The sequence below is a fragment of the Agrobacterium sp. MS2 genome (assembly GCF_003261015.1).
Classification (GTDB): domain Bacteria; phylum Pseudomonadota; class Alphaproteobacteria; order Rhizobiales; family Rhizobiaceae; genus Agrobacterium; species Agrobacterium pusense.
Window position 1 is genome coordinate 35,845 of sequence record NZ_QLNF01000096.1, and the last position, 14,320, is coordinate 50,164.

At 55.5% G+C, this 14,320-nt stretch carries 18 protein-coding genes and 1 pseudogene; 11 read left to right on the plus strand and 8 right to left on the minus strand.

Features of this window, described 5'->3' with window-relative positions; genetic code table 11:
* Window positions 1–525, plus strand: a 525-nt coding sequence (locus tag DOU54_RS26535; protein WP_286079973.1) for a divalent metal cation transporter, incomplete at its 5' end; no start/stop codon positions are given.
* A gap of 232 nt (window positions 526–757) precedes the next feature.
* Here the strand turns inward: DOU54_RS26535 and DOU54_RS26540 are convergent.
* On the minus strand, window positions 758–1,174 hold the full coding sequence (locus DOU54_RS26540) for a MerR family transcriptional regulator (RefSeq protein ID WP_035228718.1): 417 nt from the start codon (window positions 1,172–1,174) through the stop codon (window positions 758–760).
* Between the two features lie 123 nt (window positions 1,175–1,297).
* Here DOU54_RS26540 and DOU54_RS26545 point away from each other — a divergent pair, with 123 nt between their 5' ends.
* On the plus strand, window positions 1,298–1,807 hold the full coding sequence (locus tag DOU54_RS26545) for a hypothetical protein (RefSeq protein WP_113732155.1): 510 nt from the start codon (window positions 1,298–1,300) through the stop codon (window positions 1,805–1,807).
* Window positions 1,808–1,862: 55 nt separating this feature from the next.
* Here the strand turns inward: DOU54_RS26545 and lspA are convergent, their stop codons facing one another.
* The 3 genes from lspA to DOU54_RS26560 all read right to left on the minus strand — a co-directional run bounded on the left by lspA (window position 1,863) and on the right by DOU54_RS26560 (window position 3,569).
* Window positions 1,863–2,372 (minus strand): signal peptidase II, encoded by a 510-nt coding sequence (gene lspA, locus DOU54_RS26550; RefSeq protein WP_113732156.1) that lies wholly within the window; start codon window positions 2,370–2,372, stop codon window positions 1,863–1,865.
* Window positions 2,373–2,641: 269 nt separating this feature from the next.
* A complete protein-coding gene (locus DOU54_RS26555; RefSeq protein WP_113732157.1) occupies window positions 2,642–3,247 on the minus strand; it encodes a transglutaminase-like cysteine peptidase in 606 nt (201 codons plus the stop codon).
* Window positions 3,248–3,338: 91 nt separating this feature from the next.
* Entirely contained in the window at window positions 3,339–3,569 is a 231-nt protein-coding gene (locus DOU54_RS26560; protein ID WP_112828971.1) for a hypothetical protein, read from the minus strand.
* Window positions 3,570–4,209: 640 nt separating this feature from the next.
* Between DOU54_RS26560 and DOU54_RS26565 the strand changes: the two genes are divergently transcribed.
* The 4 genes from DOU54_RS26565 to DOU54_RS26575 all read left to right on the plus strand — a co-directional run bounded on the left by DOU54_RS26565 (window position 4,210) and on the right by DOU54_RS26575 (window position 7,299).
* The gene (locus DOU54_RS26565; RefSeq protein WP_113732158.1) at window positions 4,210–4,743 is read left to right on the plus strand and encodes a hypothetical protein; all 534 of its coding nucleotides are present in this window, start codon (window positions 4,210–4,212) and stop codon (window positions 4,741–4,743) included.
* Window positions 4,744–4,957: 214 nt separating this feature from the next.
* On the plus strand, window positions 4,958–6,040 hold the full coding sequence (locus tag DOU54_RS26570; RefSeq protein WP_107341865.1) for a L,D-transpeptidase family protein: 1,083 nt from the start codon (window positions 4,958–4,960) through the stop codon (window positions 6,038–6,040).
* A 3-nt stretch (window positions 6,041–6,043) separates the two neighbouring features.
* Window positions 6,044–6,214: a hypothetical protein gene (locus tag DOU54_RS27670; RefSeq protein WP_157951666.1), complete on the plus strand. Its 171-nt coding sequence runs from the start codon at window positions 6,044–6,046 to the stop codon at window positions 6,212–6,214.
* Between the two features lie 26 nt (window positions 6,215–6,240).
* Window positions 6,241–7,299: a flavin-containing monooxygenase gene (locus tag DOU54_RS26575; protein WP_107341866.1), complete on the plus strand. Its 1,059-nt coding sequence runs from the start codon at window positions 6,241–6,243 to the stop codon at window positions 7,297–7,299.
* A gap of 2 nt (window positions 7,300–7,301) precedes the next feature.
* Here the strand turns inward: DOU54_RS26575 and DOU54_RS26580 are convergent, their stop codons facing one another.
* The 3 genes from DOU54_RS26580 to DOU54_RS26590 are packed head-to-tail and all read right to left on the minus strand — an operon-like array spanning window position 7,302 to window position 9,336.
* Entirely contained in the window at window positions 7,302–8,225 is a 924-nt protein-coding gene (locus DOU54_RS26580; RefSeq protein WP_113732159.1) for a cation diffusion facilitator family transporter, read from the minus strand.
* Window positions 8,226–8,248: 23 nt separating this feature from the next.
* On the minus strand, window positions 8,249–8,911 hold the full coding sequence (locus DOU54_RS26585; RefSeq protein WP_113732160.1) for a DsbA family protein: 663 nt from the start codon (window positions 8,909–8,911) through the stop codon (window positions 8,249–8,251).
* The gene (locus DOU54_RS26590) at window positions 8,908–9,336 is read right to left on the minus strand and encodes a disulfide bond formation protein B (protein WP_072495073.1); all 429 of its coding nucleotides are present in this window, start codon (window positions 9,334–9,336) and stop codon (window positions 8,908–8,910) included. The genes DOU54_RS26585 and DOU54_RS26590 overlap by 4 nt, the downstream gene beginning before the upstream one ends.
* A 233-nt stretch (window positions 9,337–9,569) precedes the next feature.
* Between DOU54_RS26590 and DOU54_RS26595 the strand changes: the two genes are divergently transcribed.
* The 4 genes from DOU54_RS26595 to DOU54_RS26610 all read left to right on the plus strand — a co-directional run bounded on the left by DOU54_RS26595 (window position 9,570) and on the right by DOU54_RS26610 (window position 13,158).
* Window positions 9,570–10,187, plus strand: a complete 618-nt coding sequence (locus DOU54_RS26595) for an SCO family protein (protein ID WP_037094264.1) — start codon at window positions 9,570–9,572, stop codon at window positions 10,185–10,187.
* Between the two features lie 31 nt (window positions 10,188–10,218).
* The gene (locus DOU54_RS26600; protein ID WP_037094266.1) at window positions 10,219–10,920 is read left to right on the plus strand and encodes a L,D-transpeptidase; all 702 of its coding nucleotides are present in this window, start codon (window positions 10,219–10,221) and stop codon (window positions 10,918–10,920) included.
* A gap of 309 nt (window positions 10,921–11,229) precedes the next feature.
* A complete protein-coding gene (locus DOU54_RS26605; RefSeq protein ID WP_210206221.1) occupies window positions 11,230–11,778 on the plus strand; it encodes a DedA family protein in 549 nt (182 codons plus the stop codon).
* Window positions 11,779–12,195: 417 nt separating this feature from the next.
* Window positions 12,196–13,158: an arsenic resistance protein gene (locus DOU54_RS26610; protein WP_286079975.1), complete on the plus strand. Its 963-nt coding sequence runs from the start codon at window positions 12,196–12,198 to the stop codon at window positions 13,156–13,158.
* Window positions 13,159–13,243: 85 nt separating this feature from the next.
* Here the strand turns inward: DOU54_RS26610 and DOU54_RS26615 are convergent.
* Window positions 13,244–13,582 (minus strand): annotated as a pseudogene (locus DOU54_RS26615) (cytochrome c-type biogenesis CcmF C-terminal domain-containing protein); the annotation flags it as partial.
* Window positions 13,583–13,766: 184 nt separating this feature from the next.
* Between DOU54_RS26615 and DOU54_RS26620 the strand changes: the two are divergent.
* Window positions 13,767–14,320, plus strand: a 554-nt coding sequence (locus DOU54_RS26620) for a DUF4158 domain-containing protein (RefSeq protein WP_146617409.1), incomplete at its 3' end; no start/stop codon positions are given.

Sequence of the window (14,320 nt, forward strand, 5' to 3'; positions counted from 1 at the left end):
ATGTTCGCTCTGCTCGTCAATGCTTCGATCCTCATTCTGGCGGCCGCTACGTTCCACGAAACCGGGCGGACTTCGGTCGCAGAACTGGGTGAGGCTCATAGTCTGCTAGCCCCGTTGCTCGGTTTGGCCTTCGCACCGACATTGTTCGGAATCGCCCTTTTGTGCTGCGGTATCAATTCAACGGTTACCGCGACGCTTGCGGGTCAGATCGTGATGGAAGGGTTCCTGAAGATCCAGCTTGCACCTTGGCTTCGCCGTCTGATTACCCGGGGGATCGCCATCATACCCGCAGCAGGGGTCACTATAGCTTTCGGAGACAGCGGCACTGCCCAGCTTCTGATCTTGACCCAGGTCGTGCTTAGCCTCCAACTATCCTTTGCGGTTTTCCCGCTGGTGATGTTCACAGCCGATGCTGATAAGATGGGAGAGATGAAGGCACCTCTTTGGCTCTCGGCTTTTGCCTGGATCATCGCCATCGTAATCGCTTTGCTGAACCTGAAGCTGTTGGTCGATTTCGTTTCCTGATGCGCTCGCACCGAGCTGCCCATTACTTCCGGAGGACTTTCAAGCACTCAGTGAGCTGGCGGGCAGCCTGATGTGACCCTCACGAACTAGGCGATTGCGACCCCTGATGCAGTCTCTTGGTCTGGACGATCTGTGCGACTTGGAGCTCGCCACCAACCGCCCCGATCATTCAGATCGGTACCAACTGGGATCGCCGTGTACTCAGAGGTATTTGGGCAGTGAAATGCTGTAGTCAGTCGTGCTCGGTGGTGCACATATCGTGGTTTGCCAAGGCCCTGATCACATAGCAATCGCGCACTTGATTCGAATGGCAGTGTGTTGAGATCCGTTCCAGCTCGGCTTCCAGCTTCTTCAATCTCTCGATCTTCTGTCGGATTGTCACAAGCTGTTCGGCAGCTATCTTGTCGGCCTCTGCACACGGCTTTTCCGGATGCTGGCTCAGCTCTATAAGCTCGCGAATAGCTTCGATCGTCAATCCAAGGTCGCGGGCATGTCGAATGAATGAGAGGCGTTCCTGCTCGGTCTTCGAGTAACGTCGCTGATTGCCCTCAGAACGTTCCGGCGGTGAGAGCAGCCCCATCTGTTCATAATATCTGATCGTTGGTACCTTGACACCCGTGGTCCTGGACAGATCTCCAATGGTGAGCATGCTACCTCCCTCTCCAAATGCGGCAGGTGCAGGCCGCGACAAATTAGCCCATCACGCGAACCTGAACCCTCGAACAACCGAGAGGTATGTAAGCAATGGCTCGGAACATGTGAGGATTTATAAATGGCAAATCAAGCAAAACGTTGGTGTGTGGCAGCCACTGCATTTCTTTTCGCCGGTCAGAGCGGCGCCTGGGCTAACGTGACAAATGAACCTCATCAAATCAAATACGACTCCCTGACCATCGAGCATGCAGAATTGGTACTGGCGCCCAACGGGGTCACTGATACTGCATATGTCACCGTCTACAACGGTACGGGCGATGAGATAGCGATTGTCTCTATCGAGGTTGCCGGGTATTCGACCGCTACACTCGAGAGCCCGATGTCTGATTCCAAAGGCTTCGAACGGGTACCGCTATCGGATGCCTACGTCGTGATACCCCGGAATGCGGAACTGGACATGGATCAGGACACAGTTTTCATTTCACTGGTGCGAAGTTCGGGGCCTCCGAAAGCCGCAACGATGACGCTAAAATTTGATAACGGAACCTCGCGTGCTGTCCCGCTTGAGATCCTTGCTCCAGGTTCTGCGGAAACCAATCATCACCATGGAGAACCAGATCGCGAATGAAGGCCGCCAAGAAACTGAGAGTTGAGGCTTTGCCTTCTCTTTGCGCCTCACCCCGTCAGGAATTCGTGGACGCATGCTTGTTTTTGGTCTGAACTACCGACGCCGCCACAAGGACAATGGCACCGCACACGATGAACACATCCGCAATATTGAAAGCAGGCCATGACCACCCGTAAGCGTGGAAATCCAGATAGTCGGTAACCCTCAAGTGCATAAAGCGATCGACCACATTTGCGCTCGCACCCCCAGCCATTGCCGATATGGCCATTCCCTCCAGGACACTGTTGGCGAATATTGCCCAAACGACGAGTCCGACAACGATGCCCCCTTGAAGTGTGGCGAACAACCGGGGTGCTGACGCGATGGTGTCGGAAAATAGCCCGAAGCTGACACCCGTGTTGTAGGTGAGCGTCAGGTTGAAAAAGGGGGCCAACTCAATGGTTCCCGTTGGGGCTGCCAGAAGCTCCGCCATGACGAATTTGACGGACAGATCGATACCGCAGATTGCGGTAACCCCGAGGACGATGACGGTAAGCCTGAACATGGCTTTTTTCGAGAACAGCATTTTCGGTTCCAGACTGAGCACACTCTTACATTCGCTACGATTTGGCAGATTGGCCGCGAGCGGGATTTCACGCTCACTTGGTTTGCCATGCGGCCTCTAGGAACTAGAGCTTCAAGTGCAAAATTTTGTGCCAGTTGCTGCATCAAGGAAAAGTGTAGTGGCGGCCGGGGCTCATCATCTGAGCTGGGGCGCCAATCATTGCGAGGTTTCACCTCGTCAGGCACCCGGCTGACTGCTGCAGGATCGGCCGGTCTAATTTGTCACCTCGATTAGCGAATGCCGCTGACCGCTGTTGTGTCTCGACCGTCCCTGATCTTCACCCATTTGCCAGGATTGCGGGAATCCTGACGCTTGAGATATGTATATTCTGTTTCCGACCAATTTCTGATTTCACCACGCAAGTTGTCGAGAATGAAATCGCCTATTTCCGACCGCACCGTCAAAACAGCATGCCCGGATCCGTCCGGTTGAAGTACAACTGTGATCAGCAGATTGGAGACCGCGATCCCGCGCCTCATCAAAAGCTTGCGCTTCAGCAGAGCAAAGTCCTCGCAGTCGGCTGCGGTGGTAGGATAATTCCAAAATTCCTCGACGCCATAGATCTCGATATCCTCGATAGCCGGAATTGTATTGACGACCTGGTTGACCTCAACGAGGCTATTCCAGAGTTCCTCTGTGAGCTTCAGGCGTGCGCGATCTGCAGCGTTAGGCTGGCATTCTTCGGGATATCTTTTACAAAATTCGAAGTGGCCGATCGGTTGCGACGTCGCCCCGGCGACAGGCATGGAATCCCATGTTGCCGCTTCCGGTTTCCAAGCGGCGCCTGTCGAAATGATCGTTATGGCGAGAATTGCGAGCAAAAATCTGGAGGTCATAAGTCGTCCCTGTGTCTTGGGACGAGTTATGCGGATCGAACACGATCATCACGCAAAGAAATTCAGTGCAATTTTATCGGCCTGTGTCGAATTAAGGCACTTTTTTATGAGATCGCCAGCTTGTGAACGACAGATAGGCCTCTATGCCGATCCAGCCCCCAAGGCCGATGGATGAGACGATGCCCGCGATGGCCTCGAAGGAGTCATGTCCTATGCCCCAGCAAACGACGGCAAAAACAACCTTGACGAACACAAATCCCACCAGCGAAAACGCAGCGATCATGCCAAGTTTTTTTGCGATACGTGCGACTGAACCGATCATTTCTCGACTCTAGAGGCTATGGTCACATACGGGGAAATCAATTCTTATTGTCTGCGTCCTCCATCGTGCGGCGGTGCGTGTGCACCAGCTTCAGGCAATCTCAGACAGGTTGAGTGTGACGTGTGATGATGTCGCGGCTCGGAAAATCGATTCGGATTTTGTGTGTGGCACTGCTGTTGGCAGTCGCCATTGCGGGTCCGCATGGATCAGTCGCACGGAATGTCATTTCCGGGGCGACGATATCCAGAACCGTCCATCAAGGGACTGTGTCTGCTGGTGCCCACGCGAAATGCCAGCATCTGGTCGAGCATTCTCACGAGCTTCTGGCTTGCCTGCAGGAAAGCGCTGCAATTTCGGAACGAATGCTCTCTGCCTACAGAGTTTCACCAAATCGGTTCCGTGTCTTTGCAGGCATTGATCCCCTTGATCCTCCTCCCCGAGCCTGATCTTACCGTTAATACCGCCCGGAGATCGTAACCAGGTGTCTGCTGCGTTGGACTATGTCCAACACGCGGCTTGAGAGCGGCTCTCATCGACTAAGGGATCGAGCACTGTCCAATCACGCCTGAATGCGATGGCAGCACAGCGATCGGTGGAGGATCCCGGCGTAGCTCCGGTTGATCCTCATGGAGATTAGTAAATGTGGAAGATTGCATGCTCCGGAGCGTGGTGTGTCTTGGTGTGCTTGGTTGCTGTCTACGCTGGTTTCCAGTGGGCCCCAGCGCCCAAACAGGTTGAGACGCAGTCTCCCGGGCTAACCGAACATGAGGTGGTCAAATCGGCGATGGTGACCGTCCCGATTATTCGGGAGAGAAAGGTCGACGGTTACGTCGTTGCAGAAGTGACGTTGACCGCAAATGACGAGGCACTGCGTGCTAGTCCCAGCCCGGAGGCAGAACTGACGGACGAATTGATCGCGACACTGGTGTCCGGACCGGTGCTCACAGACCCCGAATTCGCCGCCGATGCCTTAAGGTTAGATCTGGTGGCGCGGATGAACAAGCGGATTGGTCTGCAAGCCTACTATAAAACTCTGATCACCAAGCTCGATTACCTGACTGCAGCAGATCTGGAGCGGATGCGCACCTCCGGAGCAAACCCAATGAAGGTAACCCCCCTGGTTGATAAATCTCTGCTCGATGTTGTGCCTGGTCCCGTGCCCAAAGATGAGTAGATGATTAGGTGGGAGGAGCGTTTAGCCTTTCCTGGGGCTGCCCCTTGTAGCTCTAGTTACTTGAGGTCCTATATTTGTACCGGTGGCTAAGGGTTTGTTCGATGCGGCGTCGTGCGGTCGTGCCCCCCTTCCTGTATTGCCGGCTGCCGTGGTGCGCTCGGCACCTTATTGGTGATGTCGGCACGGTTTCATTGAAAGCGCGAAGAGTGACGAAATGAATTGGTTTCAGAATTTGAATCAGCGAGCACTTCTGATCGCGCGGAATGCCTGCCTTGGAGCCCTTATAGCTATCCCCCTATCCGGATGTGTTTCAGACATGGGGCTAGACGACCTGTCCAGCATGGCCCCCGAACTGTCGAGCAAGATGCTGGCAGAGATGTCAAAGAAGGGGATGGCAGCAGAAAGCCCCGTCCTGATCAGGATCTTCAAGCAGGAAAGCGAGCTCGAGGTCTGGAAGATCGACCGAAGTGGGCGCTACGCGTTGCTCAAGACATATCCGATGTGCAGGTGGTCCGGGAAGCTAGGTCCCAAGGTCAAGGAAGGTGACCGCCAAGCGCCAGAGGGATTTTACCACGTTTCAAAAGGCATGCTGAATCCTAAATCGCAGTACTATGTATCTTTCAACCTGGGCTATCCAAACAGGCTTGAGACGGCACTCGGCTATACCGGCGAGGCGCTGATGGTCCACGGTGCTTGCTCCTCTTCCGGTTGCTTTGCGCTGACAGACCAGGGCGTTGGTGAGATATATGCAATCGTCGCCAAGGCACTTTCATCGGGACAGGAGCGGTTCCAGGTTCAGGCCTATCCTTTCCGGATGACGACGGAAAACATGGCGCTGCACAAAGACAATCAAAACCTGTCGTTCTGGCGGACTCTGAAGGAGGGATACGACTATTTCGAACTGACCCGTCAGCAACCAAAAGTCTCGGTGTGTGGTCGCCGCTACATGTTCAACAAAGAGTTCGTGGGCGGAGAGCCCCTTGACCCACTGGAGGCTTGCCCCGCAAGCGCCGCTTCTCCTGATCCTGCTCTGATAGCCCGCATGGCCGAAGAAACCCAAAGGCTTGAGGCTGCGCTTCAACAGGCCGGCGGCTCCACGGTGTCGTCCTATGTGGATGGCGGGATGCATCCAAGTTTCCGCGCACTCCTTAAGAAAGAGGGTCCGGCCCGACTTGCGGCTCGCATCTCGGGCACAAAATATCCGGTTAGCAGACCAGATGCGGCGCTGGCTGACCCCTTCGAGAAAAAGAAGGCCAGGTCCGGCGACGGGGTGACTACCCCAAGTGCGGGAGATTGAATTATGGCCCAGCCCGATGAGCGGATTAAGAAGATACGACGCAATAACTGGATTGTGTTGGCAGTGCTCACGATTTTTGTTGTGGCGGTGTTTTTCTTGAGCTTCTCGCATATTGGTCGAGAGGCAAGGCCTGAACCCAACGGAACCGTAACCTCCCCAGCCGTTGATGGGTAACGACGATCTTGCTTGAGGAGAATACAATGCGGACCAACATCCTGATTATAGGGGCGGGGCAAGCCGGGCTCGCTGCGGCATACGCCTTGAAGAGGCAGGGCCTGAGCTTCTTGATTGTTGATGCTGGCACAAAAATCGGCGACAGCTGGCGCAACAGATATGACAGCCTCACACTTTTTACACCTCGCTGCATCAGCGCGCTCTCGGGTATGCCCCTGGTTGGTGATGCAAATGGCTATGCTGGAAAGGATGAGTTTGCTGACTATCTGCGGCGGTATGCTTCCTTCCATAAAATTCCGGTCAGCAGTTCGAAGAAGGTCGTCCGACTTGAGAAGGCAGGCAGTCTCTTTGTGGCGTCAACGCAAGACGGCAATCGTCTCACAAGTCATATTGTCATCGTTGCCACGGGGGCATTTTCAACACCGCGAATTCCTGGATTGTCGAAATTGCTACCTGCTGACATTCAGCAGATGCACGTAACCGAGTTCCGCAATCCGGGCTCGGTGGCGGAAGGCCCTGTTCTTGTAGTCGGAGATGGCGCGAGTGGCAGGGACGTGGCAATCGCGATGGCTGGGTTTCAAAAGGTGCTGCTTGCACGCGGGCGAAAGCGCAGACTTTTACCGGAGAAGGTCCTCGGACGCAGTTTGTGGGTATGGCTGGGGCAGCTCGGCCTTCTCCAGGCATCCGCGCAGGGGATCATCGGACGAAGGATGAGGCGTGAGGATCCATTCCCTGTTCGCGGCAATGACGATGCTTCACTCAGGCGGTCGGGGGTAATCCTGAAGCCGAGACTGGCTGCGATCCATGATCGCAGGGTAAGTTTCGCCGACGGATCGAGCGAGAACATCAGATCCATAGTTTGGGCGACAGGCTATGCCGATGAGCTCCCTTGGATTGAAGTCGAAGGTGCGGTGGATGCTCGGGCTGCCCCAATTCACTCCAACGGGATTTCGCCTGTTGACGGTCTCTACTATGTAGGACGTCCATGGCAGCGGAACCGTGCCTCTGGCCTGATCGCGGGTGTGGCTGACGATGCGGCCTTCATCGTTGAGCATATCCGTCAACGGTGCCTGCGAAGCCTCTAGTCTCAGGTTTCTACAACATTATGACCGATGACCTGCAGGCCGTCTTCGCAACCGTCCTCTGGCGTTTCGATCTCCAGAGTGCTGTGGTCGATACCGTGCCTGTCCCGCAGGATTTTTCGCACTGCGGCTTTCACTTCAGCAGCACTGCGCAGAGATAAATCCGTCACAACGAGATGCGCTTGCAATGCCTTGTGATCTTCATCGATCCGCCACACATGGACATGGTGCACCTCCTGGACGCCTTCGACGGAACGCATGTCTGAAACAAGTTCGTTCACATTTACGTCCTCAGGCGCCGCCATCATCAGGATCCGGATCGATCCTCCGATCTCAGCGAAGGCCTGCCAGAGTATGTAGGCTGCGATCATGAGGGTGACCGCTGGGTCAATCCATGTCCAGCCGTATATCAGCACAAGCGTGCCGGCGATGATAACACCCACCGATCCAAGGGCGTCCGACACATTGTGCAAGAAAGCGGCCCGGATATTCATGCTGGTTTTTGAAAGGGTGTAGGTGAGCATGGCTGTGGTCAAATCGATGACGAGCGCGATGCCTGCGACGATCACGACCGTCCACCCTTCGATCGGCGCAGGTGTGATGAACCGCATGACCGCTTCATACACGAGATAGAGACCAATGACGATCAAAGTCGTGTAGTTGATCAGCGATGCGACGATTTCGGCGCGAACATAGCCGAACGTCATCTTTTCGTCAGAAGGACGGCGCGCGATCCGACGTGCACCATACGCAATCACAAGTGATGCAGCGTCACTGAAGTTGTGGAGCGCATCCGCGATCAGGGAAAGACTGCCGGAGAAGATGCCGCCGACAATCTGCGCAAAAGTAAGGAGCACGTTGACGAGAATTGCTCCCCCTATACGCTTGTCTCCTGCATCTGCTTCATGATCGTGGTGATGTCCGCTCATGAATTCCGGTCCGGTCTCCGAAGTCAGGATCCTGCCTTGCTGGCATCGATTTCAGCTTTCAGCATAGTGAAAAGACCTTGCGGGCTGATCTCTGTGAGAGGCTTTTCGTTCACGAAAAATGTCGGGGTCTGTTTCACATTGTTGGCCTGAACATCGGCCATATCCTGGGCGAGAATATTGTCGATCGCTGGGGAGGCCGCATCCTTCTTTCCCTGCTCGACATCAAGTCCGGCCATCGCCGCGATCTGCCATGCCTTTTCTAGATCTGGTTTGCCATGATCGGCCCAGACAGGCTGCTGTTCCAGTATCGCTTCTAGGACCGGTTCAAACAGGTTTTGTTTGCGCGCGGCCTCCAATATGCGCACTGCATCATCGGAACCTTCGTGGAATACGGTGTATCGCAGGACAAGTCGCACGTCATTTCCGGTCTGCGTCATCATCTGCTTCACGAGCGGATAAAAGGCCCGGCATGCCTCACAAGACGGATCAAAAAATTCGACAATTGTCACAGGCGCCGAAACCGGCCCCATGACCGGCGAGTGCATTCTGACGAGGGTATTGTTCCCCGGCATTGTAGAGGGCGCTGGCTCCGCGTCTGGCGTAAGCCCATCATAGAGGGCCGCGCCTCCTGCGAAAACGGCAATCGCGGCCGAAGCCGAAGCGATAACGAAAGTGCGTCTGTTCATGCTGGTGTTCTCCGGCGCACGATTAGAAGTAGGACGATGATGACAGTAAATGCACCAAGCGACAGGAGCGGAATGGGCAGGGTTCCAAAGAGGAGCATACCCGCGCCCGAGCAGGATGGCCCCTGGCCGCAAGGCTTGATGGCCGTGGGGATGATGTTGAAATAAAGAAGGTTGTGAAATGCCGCGATCGACCATCCCGCCGCTGCCAGCGGAACGGCATAGATCCAGGCACGGGCATCAGAGCGGAAAGCGGCGACTGCGAGCAGCACTGCCAGTGGAAACATGAAGGCTCGTTGGTGCCAACAGAGATCGCATGGCGCTTGCCCCATGACCTCACCGATAAACAGTGCGCCCAACGTCGAACCCATGGCAATTATCCACGCGCTGAAGATCGCAAGCCATGCGCCGTCGTTAGTTTTCACCACTTCTCTGCCATTCCTGTCGCTCGTTGATGCTCGTCACTATGAAACCTCTAGTAGCTTGAGGGTCAAGGGCGCTTTCTGTCCGACTGGAATTTCCGTTTCTGTCTGATGTGGATGACAGCGAATCGACTGAGGAGAATTTCGATTTTCTTCGCCACTTGCCTTGAACCTCAAGTTACTAGAGGGATTAGGAGTACTCCAAGGGGTTTTTCAGGTGAATGTCGGCAGGGAATTAAATGAAAGCTCTCAGAGCGTTTCGACTTGTGGCGTGGTGTGTGGTTGCGATCTGCACATTGCTACTGATTATAGGTTATTTGCTGCAGTCGGGTGGCGGCAAACGTTTTGGTGAGCCAGACACGTCCTCTACCCCTGCGATCGGTCGCCCATTTGAGTTGGTTTCGCACCGGGGCCAAGTGATCGACAACGCTGTCCTCAAGGGAAAGCCGTATTTGGCGTTTTTTGGCTTTACGCACTGCCCAGACATCTGCCCCACAACGTTGTTCGAGCTGAGTGACCTGATGAATGAACTCGGGCCCGCTGCGAGCGGTTTCAACGTTGTATTCATCAGCGTTGACCCCGAGAGAGATACTCAGCAGTTGCTGAACGAGTACATGACATCCTTCGACCGCAGAATCCTTGCCCTTCGGGGAACGCCGGAGCAAACAGCGACGGCTGTCAAAGCTTTCTCCGCCTACGCACGCAAGGTTCCGACCGAAGATGGAAGCTACACAATGGACCATACGGCTGGCGTGTACATGATGGACGCCAATGGTAGCTTCAAAGGAACGCTCGACATGCATGAATCCCGCGAGGTTCGCATGAAGAAAATCCGCAATCTGATGACCGGCTCGTAAGCCGGAACGTCAACCTTCGAGAGGAAATACATTGCAGTCTGGGAAATTGACACGACGAGGCTTCGTTATCGGGGGGGCTGGGGCAGCGGCGGCTGTATTGACTGGCTGCTCGACAACGACCGCAGAGACGACACAGTCTGAAATCGTACCCATCGCCCATCCGGTTCTGGAAACCACCTATGGACCAATTCCAAACGAACAGTTCCCGCTGCCTGCTATACCCTACCAGAAGATCGACAAGCGCTACTACCGCCAGATGGTGAGTGATCCGACCGGGGAGCGGCCAGGCACATTGGTCGTGGATACGGCCAATTACTTTCTCTACCTGACTTATGAGGGCGGACAGGCGATGCGATACGGGGTCGGTCTCGGCCGGCAGGGGTTCGAATGGTCGGGCAAGGGGGTCATCCAGTACAAACGCCAGTGGCCACGCTGGACGCCACCTGACGAGATGGTCGCTCGACAGCCAGAACTTGCGCCCTACAGCATTGCCAATGGCGGTATGCCTCCTAGCCTCAAGAATCCATTGGGCGCGCGCGCGCTCTACATTTTCCAGAATGGCGAGGACACGCTTTATCGCATCCATGGGTCGCCGGAATGGTGGACGATCGGCAAGTCGGTATCCTCAGGGTGTGTCCGGATGATCAATCAGGACGTGGTCGACTTGTATGGTCGAGTGCCAGGCAAAACCCCCATCGTCGTTACCAGCCTGCCTCGCTTCTCTGAGGCTTAGGCGGAGAAAACCGTGAAGTCTCCCCACCGACAGTTCAGCGGCTTGAAGTCGTGAGGTCAGGCATGCGAGGCCTGTGCCATGTCGGAGCTGACTCCGGTTATCCGCATTCCCCTGGCGCTGTCATGTAGAGGCTGTCGGAAAACAACGGCAGCCTCAGCTCGTGCGCGGGCTATGCCAAACTGAACCAGATGTCCGATGGTCGTGCACTCACCAGGCAGGCCATGCGAAGGAAAACATCCGATAGATCGTGTAGATCGTACACAAAAAGAGTTTCTGTTTGTACCCTGCGATTTGATTTGGTGAAGCGATATGGACGGTTTGTCTGATCTAGTACGAGAATACGGGACATGGATCTACATCCTGCTTTTTGCGTACTGCATGCTGAAAAGCGGTAGTCTCCCATTGTTCGCGGGCTATGCGGCTCAAACACAAGCTTTGGACTTGTCCCTTGTTTTAGCGTTGACCTTTGCCGGCGGCTATCTCGGGGACGAAGCACGGTTCTTTATCGCGAGACGATACGGGGATGCGTGGTTAACGAGGTGGCCTTTTGCCGAAAAGGCCTATGCGGCCGCGAAAATCCTAGTTGCAAAGTACGGCTGGGCCTACATCTTTCTTTACAGATATCCCAAGGGTATGCGGACCATCGGCGCGCTTCCGGTTGGTCTCGGATCAATGTCATGGGCAAAGTTTACAGTTCTGAATGCAGCATCCGCAATAGTTTGGACCGCCTGCCTGGTTTTGGCGGGCTTCGTTTTCGGCGCACAGATAGAGGAGGCGGTGGAAACCGGCTGGGGCTTTGCAAGTATTGTCTTACTTGCCGCATGCTCCTCCTGTCGGTCTTCGCATGGTGGCGGATAAATCGGATAGCTGTCCGAATCCCGAAAATTGGAGAACAATCCAATTGAAGTCATCAGCAGTTTCATGCCTGGTCACCATGGAAAGGCAGAGAACAGCGCATGTATACCGCAAAGCCTGACACGCACCCGGACCGACCTATCCCCAGCCCTTTCAAACTGTTACGCCGATCTACGGCGCAGGTCGACATACTCAAATCCAGTGACTTGCGGCATATAGGGGGAGCTTTCAGGTGATGCTGGAAATCGGACTTTTCTGTCCGACTCCCTGTCCAGTTCTCCAGCCCCGCAGCGCTTTTCTTGTCTGCAATGAGCTGGCACCAAAGGCGTTCGAAGACTAAACCACCGGATAGCAACGGCGGCCATTGTTCTCGGACCTGGCTAGCTTCGTCGGCCTGAAATGAAAACTGAAAGCGCTCCGTTGACCCTCCGTGACACCCTCGAAAATCATCAGGTCCAGATCTATTTTGGCGCAGTTATCCTTGGCGCTCTGGCGGCTCTCTCGATCTCTGGAACAACCGCACTTGAGATCGGCATAAATCCGTCGCTAGCGTTCATGTTGTTTGTGACCTTCCTTCAGGTTCCGCTTGCCGAACTTCGGATGGCCCTCGCGCAATTCCGCTTCCTTGGCGTCCTGCTGCTGGCGAATTTTGTCGTCATGCCTATGCTGGTGGGAGTTCTCGTCCCGTTTCTTCCACCTGATCCGATGATACGGCTTGGCGTATTGCTGGTCCTTCTCGCCCCATGCATCGACTATGTCGTTACGTTCTCGCATCTTGGCCGCGCCGACGCCCGTCTCCTGCTGGCAGCAACACCCGCGCTCTTGATCGTCCAAATGCTACTGTTGCCCGTCTATTTGAGCGTTTTCCTCGGTCCCGAGGCTGCGTCTCTTATCAAAGCCGGACCATTTTTCCACGCGTTCGTCTGGCTGATAGCAGTCCCGCTTGTCTTCGCCGTCCTCATCCAGTTCTCGGCCGGCCGAAGTGTGGCAGGGCAGCGTGCGTCGGCGGTTTTGGGGCTGCTTCCGGTTCCTGCGACAGCGTTCGTACTCTTCGTCGTGGTTGCTGCCGTCGTACCGCAACTCGGCCCCGCACTCGATGCCACTTTCCGTGTTGTGCCAATATACGTGGCATACGCGGTTGCTGCGCCCTTGGCGGGGTGGGGTATGAGTAAGTTGTTCCGGCTTGATGCGCCAGCGGGCCGTGCCGTCGCATTCAGTGCCGCCACGCGCAACTCTCTGGTCGTCCTGCCGCTGGCTTTCGCTGTCCCGGGTGCTGTACCGATCCTTCCGGCAATAATTGTCACGCAGACACTGATCGAACTGCTGAGCCAGTTGGCTTACATTCGTCTGGCACCAAAGTTTGGGTCGAACAAGGCTGCCTGAAGAATGTAAGCCGCCTTGTGCCGGGCCGGGATGGCGCCTTCGTCTAATTCGCGCAGGAAGCGGAGGGGGCTGTCTGTTCGTGCACTCAGCTGACCCCTAACGACGGCCTTATCGAGGCCTTGGTTCGCTTAGGCGCTCCGACTCGCAAACGGCGATCAGAGAGCGAGACGATGCCACCAGCCATCATCACGATGGCACCGGACCAGATACAGAGGATCCAGGGCTTCCACCAGACACGTACGACAATGCCCCCGGCGGCCATTGGGTCACCCAGCGAGATGTAGAGCTGGCTGAAGCCGAAGGTGACGATGCCGGCTTCCGTCGTCGGCATCTGGCGGGCCGTGTAGAGCCGCTTCGACGACCAGACATCGGCCACCTCGACACCATCTTCGCGGATGGTGAAATGCCCCTGGTCTTCGCTATAGGGGTCAGAACAAGAGCAGGCCGAAATCGTACGCTAAGGTCGAACGAAACCGGAACGATACCGTAGATCGGATGTGCAACATCCGATCTCTGTGGATTGCCACCGACATGCGCCAATTTTGATTTCTCTGTCCGGCCCGACTCGACAACGCTTCACACAGGTTGGTCGTTGATGGAGTCGGGCGATGGCAAAGCGCAAACTTCTCAAAGATCAAGATCGCCGGAAGCTTTTCGATATCCCAGTCGACGAGGACAGCTTCATCCGCCACTATTTGTTGTCATCGGCGGATCGCCTGGAGATTGAACTGCGGAGACGTAATCACAATCGTCTAGGCTTTGCCATCCAGCTATGTCTGATGCGATACCCGGGTCGAGTGCTTGGAGCAGAAGAAACTCCGCCTCGCGCCATGCTGAAGTATGTTGCTGATCAGATCGGCGCCGCTCCAGGCGAATTTGCCCTCTATGCACGTCGTGAAGAAACCCGTCGGGATCACATGGCGCGGCTAATGGTGTATCTGGATACGAGAAGCGCGACGCTGCAAGATCGTCGCGCCGCGCTATTGGCGGCAATTCAAGCGGCGACCATGTCCGACGACGGTGCTGCGATAGCCAGTTCGACTGTCGCCGCGTTTCGCGAACGCGGCGCTCTTCTGCCGGCGATCGACACGATCGAACGCATCGGCCTTGCCGGCCGTGCCATAGCCCGGCGGCGAGCAGAAAGAACCCTGATTGAAGACAT

Bases quoted from the DNA above. Each gene is read 5' to 3' on its own strand.
- DOU54_RS26540 (WP_035228718.1), bottom strand. From the start codon at position 1,174: ATGCTCACCATTGGAGATCTGTCCAGGACCACGGGTGTCAAGGTACCA.
- DOU54_RS26545 (WP_113732155.1), top strand. From the start codon at position 1,298: ATGGCAAATCAAGCAAAACGTTGGTGTGTGGCAGCCACTGCATTTCTT.
- lspA (WP_113732156.1), bottom strand. From the start codon at position 2,372: ATGCTGTTCTCGAAAAAAGCCATGTTCAGGCTTACCGTCATCGTCCTC.
- DOU54_RS26555 (WP_113732157.1), bottom strand. From the start codon at position 3,247: ATGACCTCCAGATTTTTGCTCGCAATTCTCGCCATAACGATCATTTCG.
- DOU54_RS26560 (WP_112828971.1), bottom strand. From the start codon at position 3,569: ATGATCGGTTCAGTCGCACGTATCGCAAAAAAACTTGGCATGATCGCT.
- DOU54_RS26565 (WP_113732158.1), top strand. From the start codon at position 4,210: ATGTGGAAGATTGCATGCTCCGGAGCGTGGTGTGTCTTGGTGTGCTTG.
- DOU54_RS26570 (WP_107341865.1), top strand. From the start codon at position 4,958: ATGAATTGGTTTCAGAATTTGAATCAGCGAGCACTTCTGATCGCGCGG.
- DOU54_RS27670 (WP_157951666.1), top strand. From the start codon at position 6,044: ATGGCCCAGCCCGATGAGCGGATTAAGAAGATACGACGCAATAACTGG.
- DOU54_RS26575 (WP_107341866.1), top strand. From the start codon at position 6,241: ATGCGGACCAACATCCTGATTATAGGGGCGGGGCAAGCCGGGCTCGCT.
- DOU54_RS26580 (WP_113732159.1), bottom strand. From the start codon at position 8,225: ATGAGCGGACATCACCACGATCATGAAGCAGATGCAGGAGACAAGCGT.
- DOU54_RS26585 (WP_113732160.1), bottom strand. From the start codon at position 8,911: ATGAACAGACGCACTTTCGTTATCGCTTCGGCTTCGGCCGCGATTGCC.
- DOU54_RS26595 (WP_037094264.1), top strand. From the start codon at position 9,570: ATGAAAGCTCTCAGAGCGTTTCGACTTGTGGCGTGGTGTGTGGTTGCG.
- DOU54_RS26605 (WP_210206221.1), top strand. From the start codon at position 11,230: ATGGACGGTTTGTCTGATCTAGTACGAGAATACGGGACATGGATCTAC.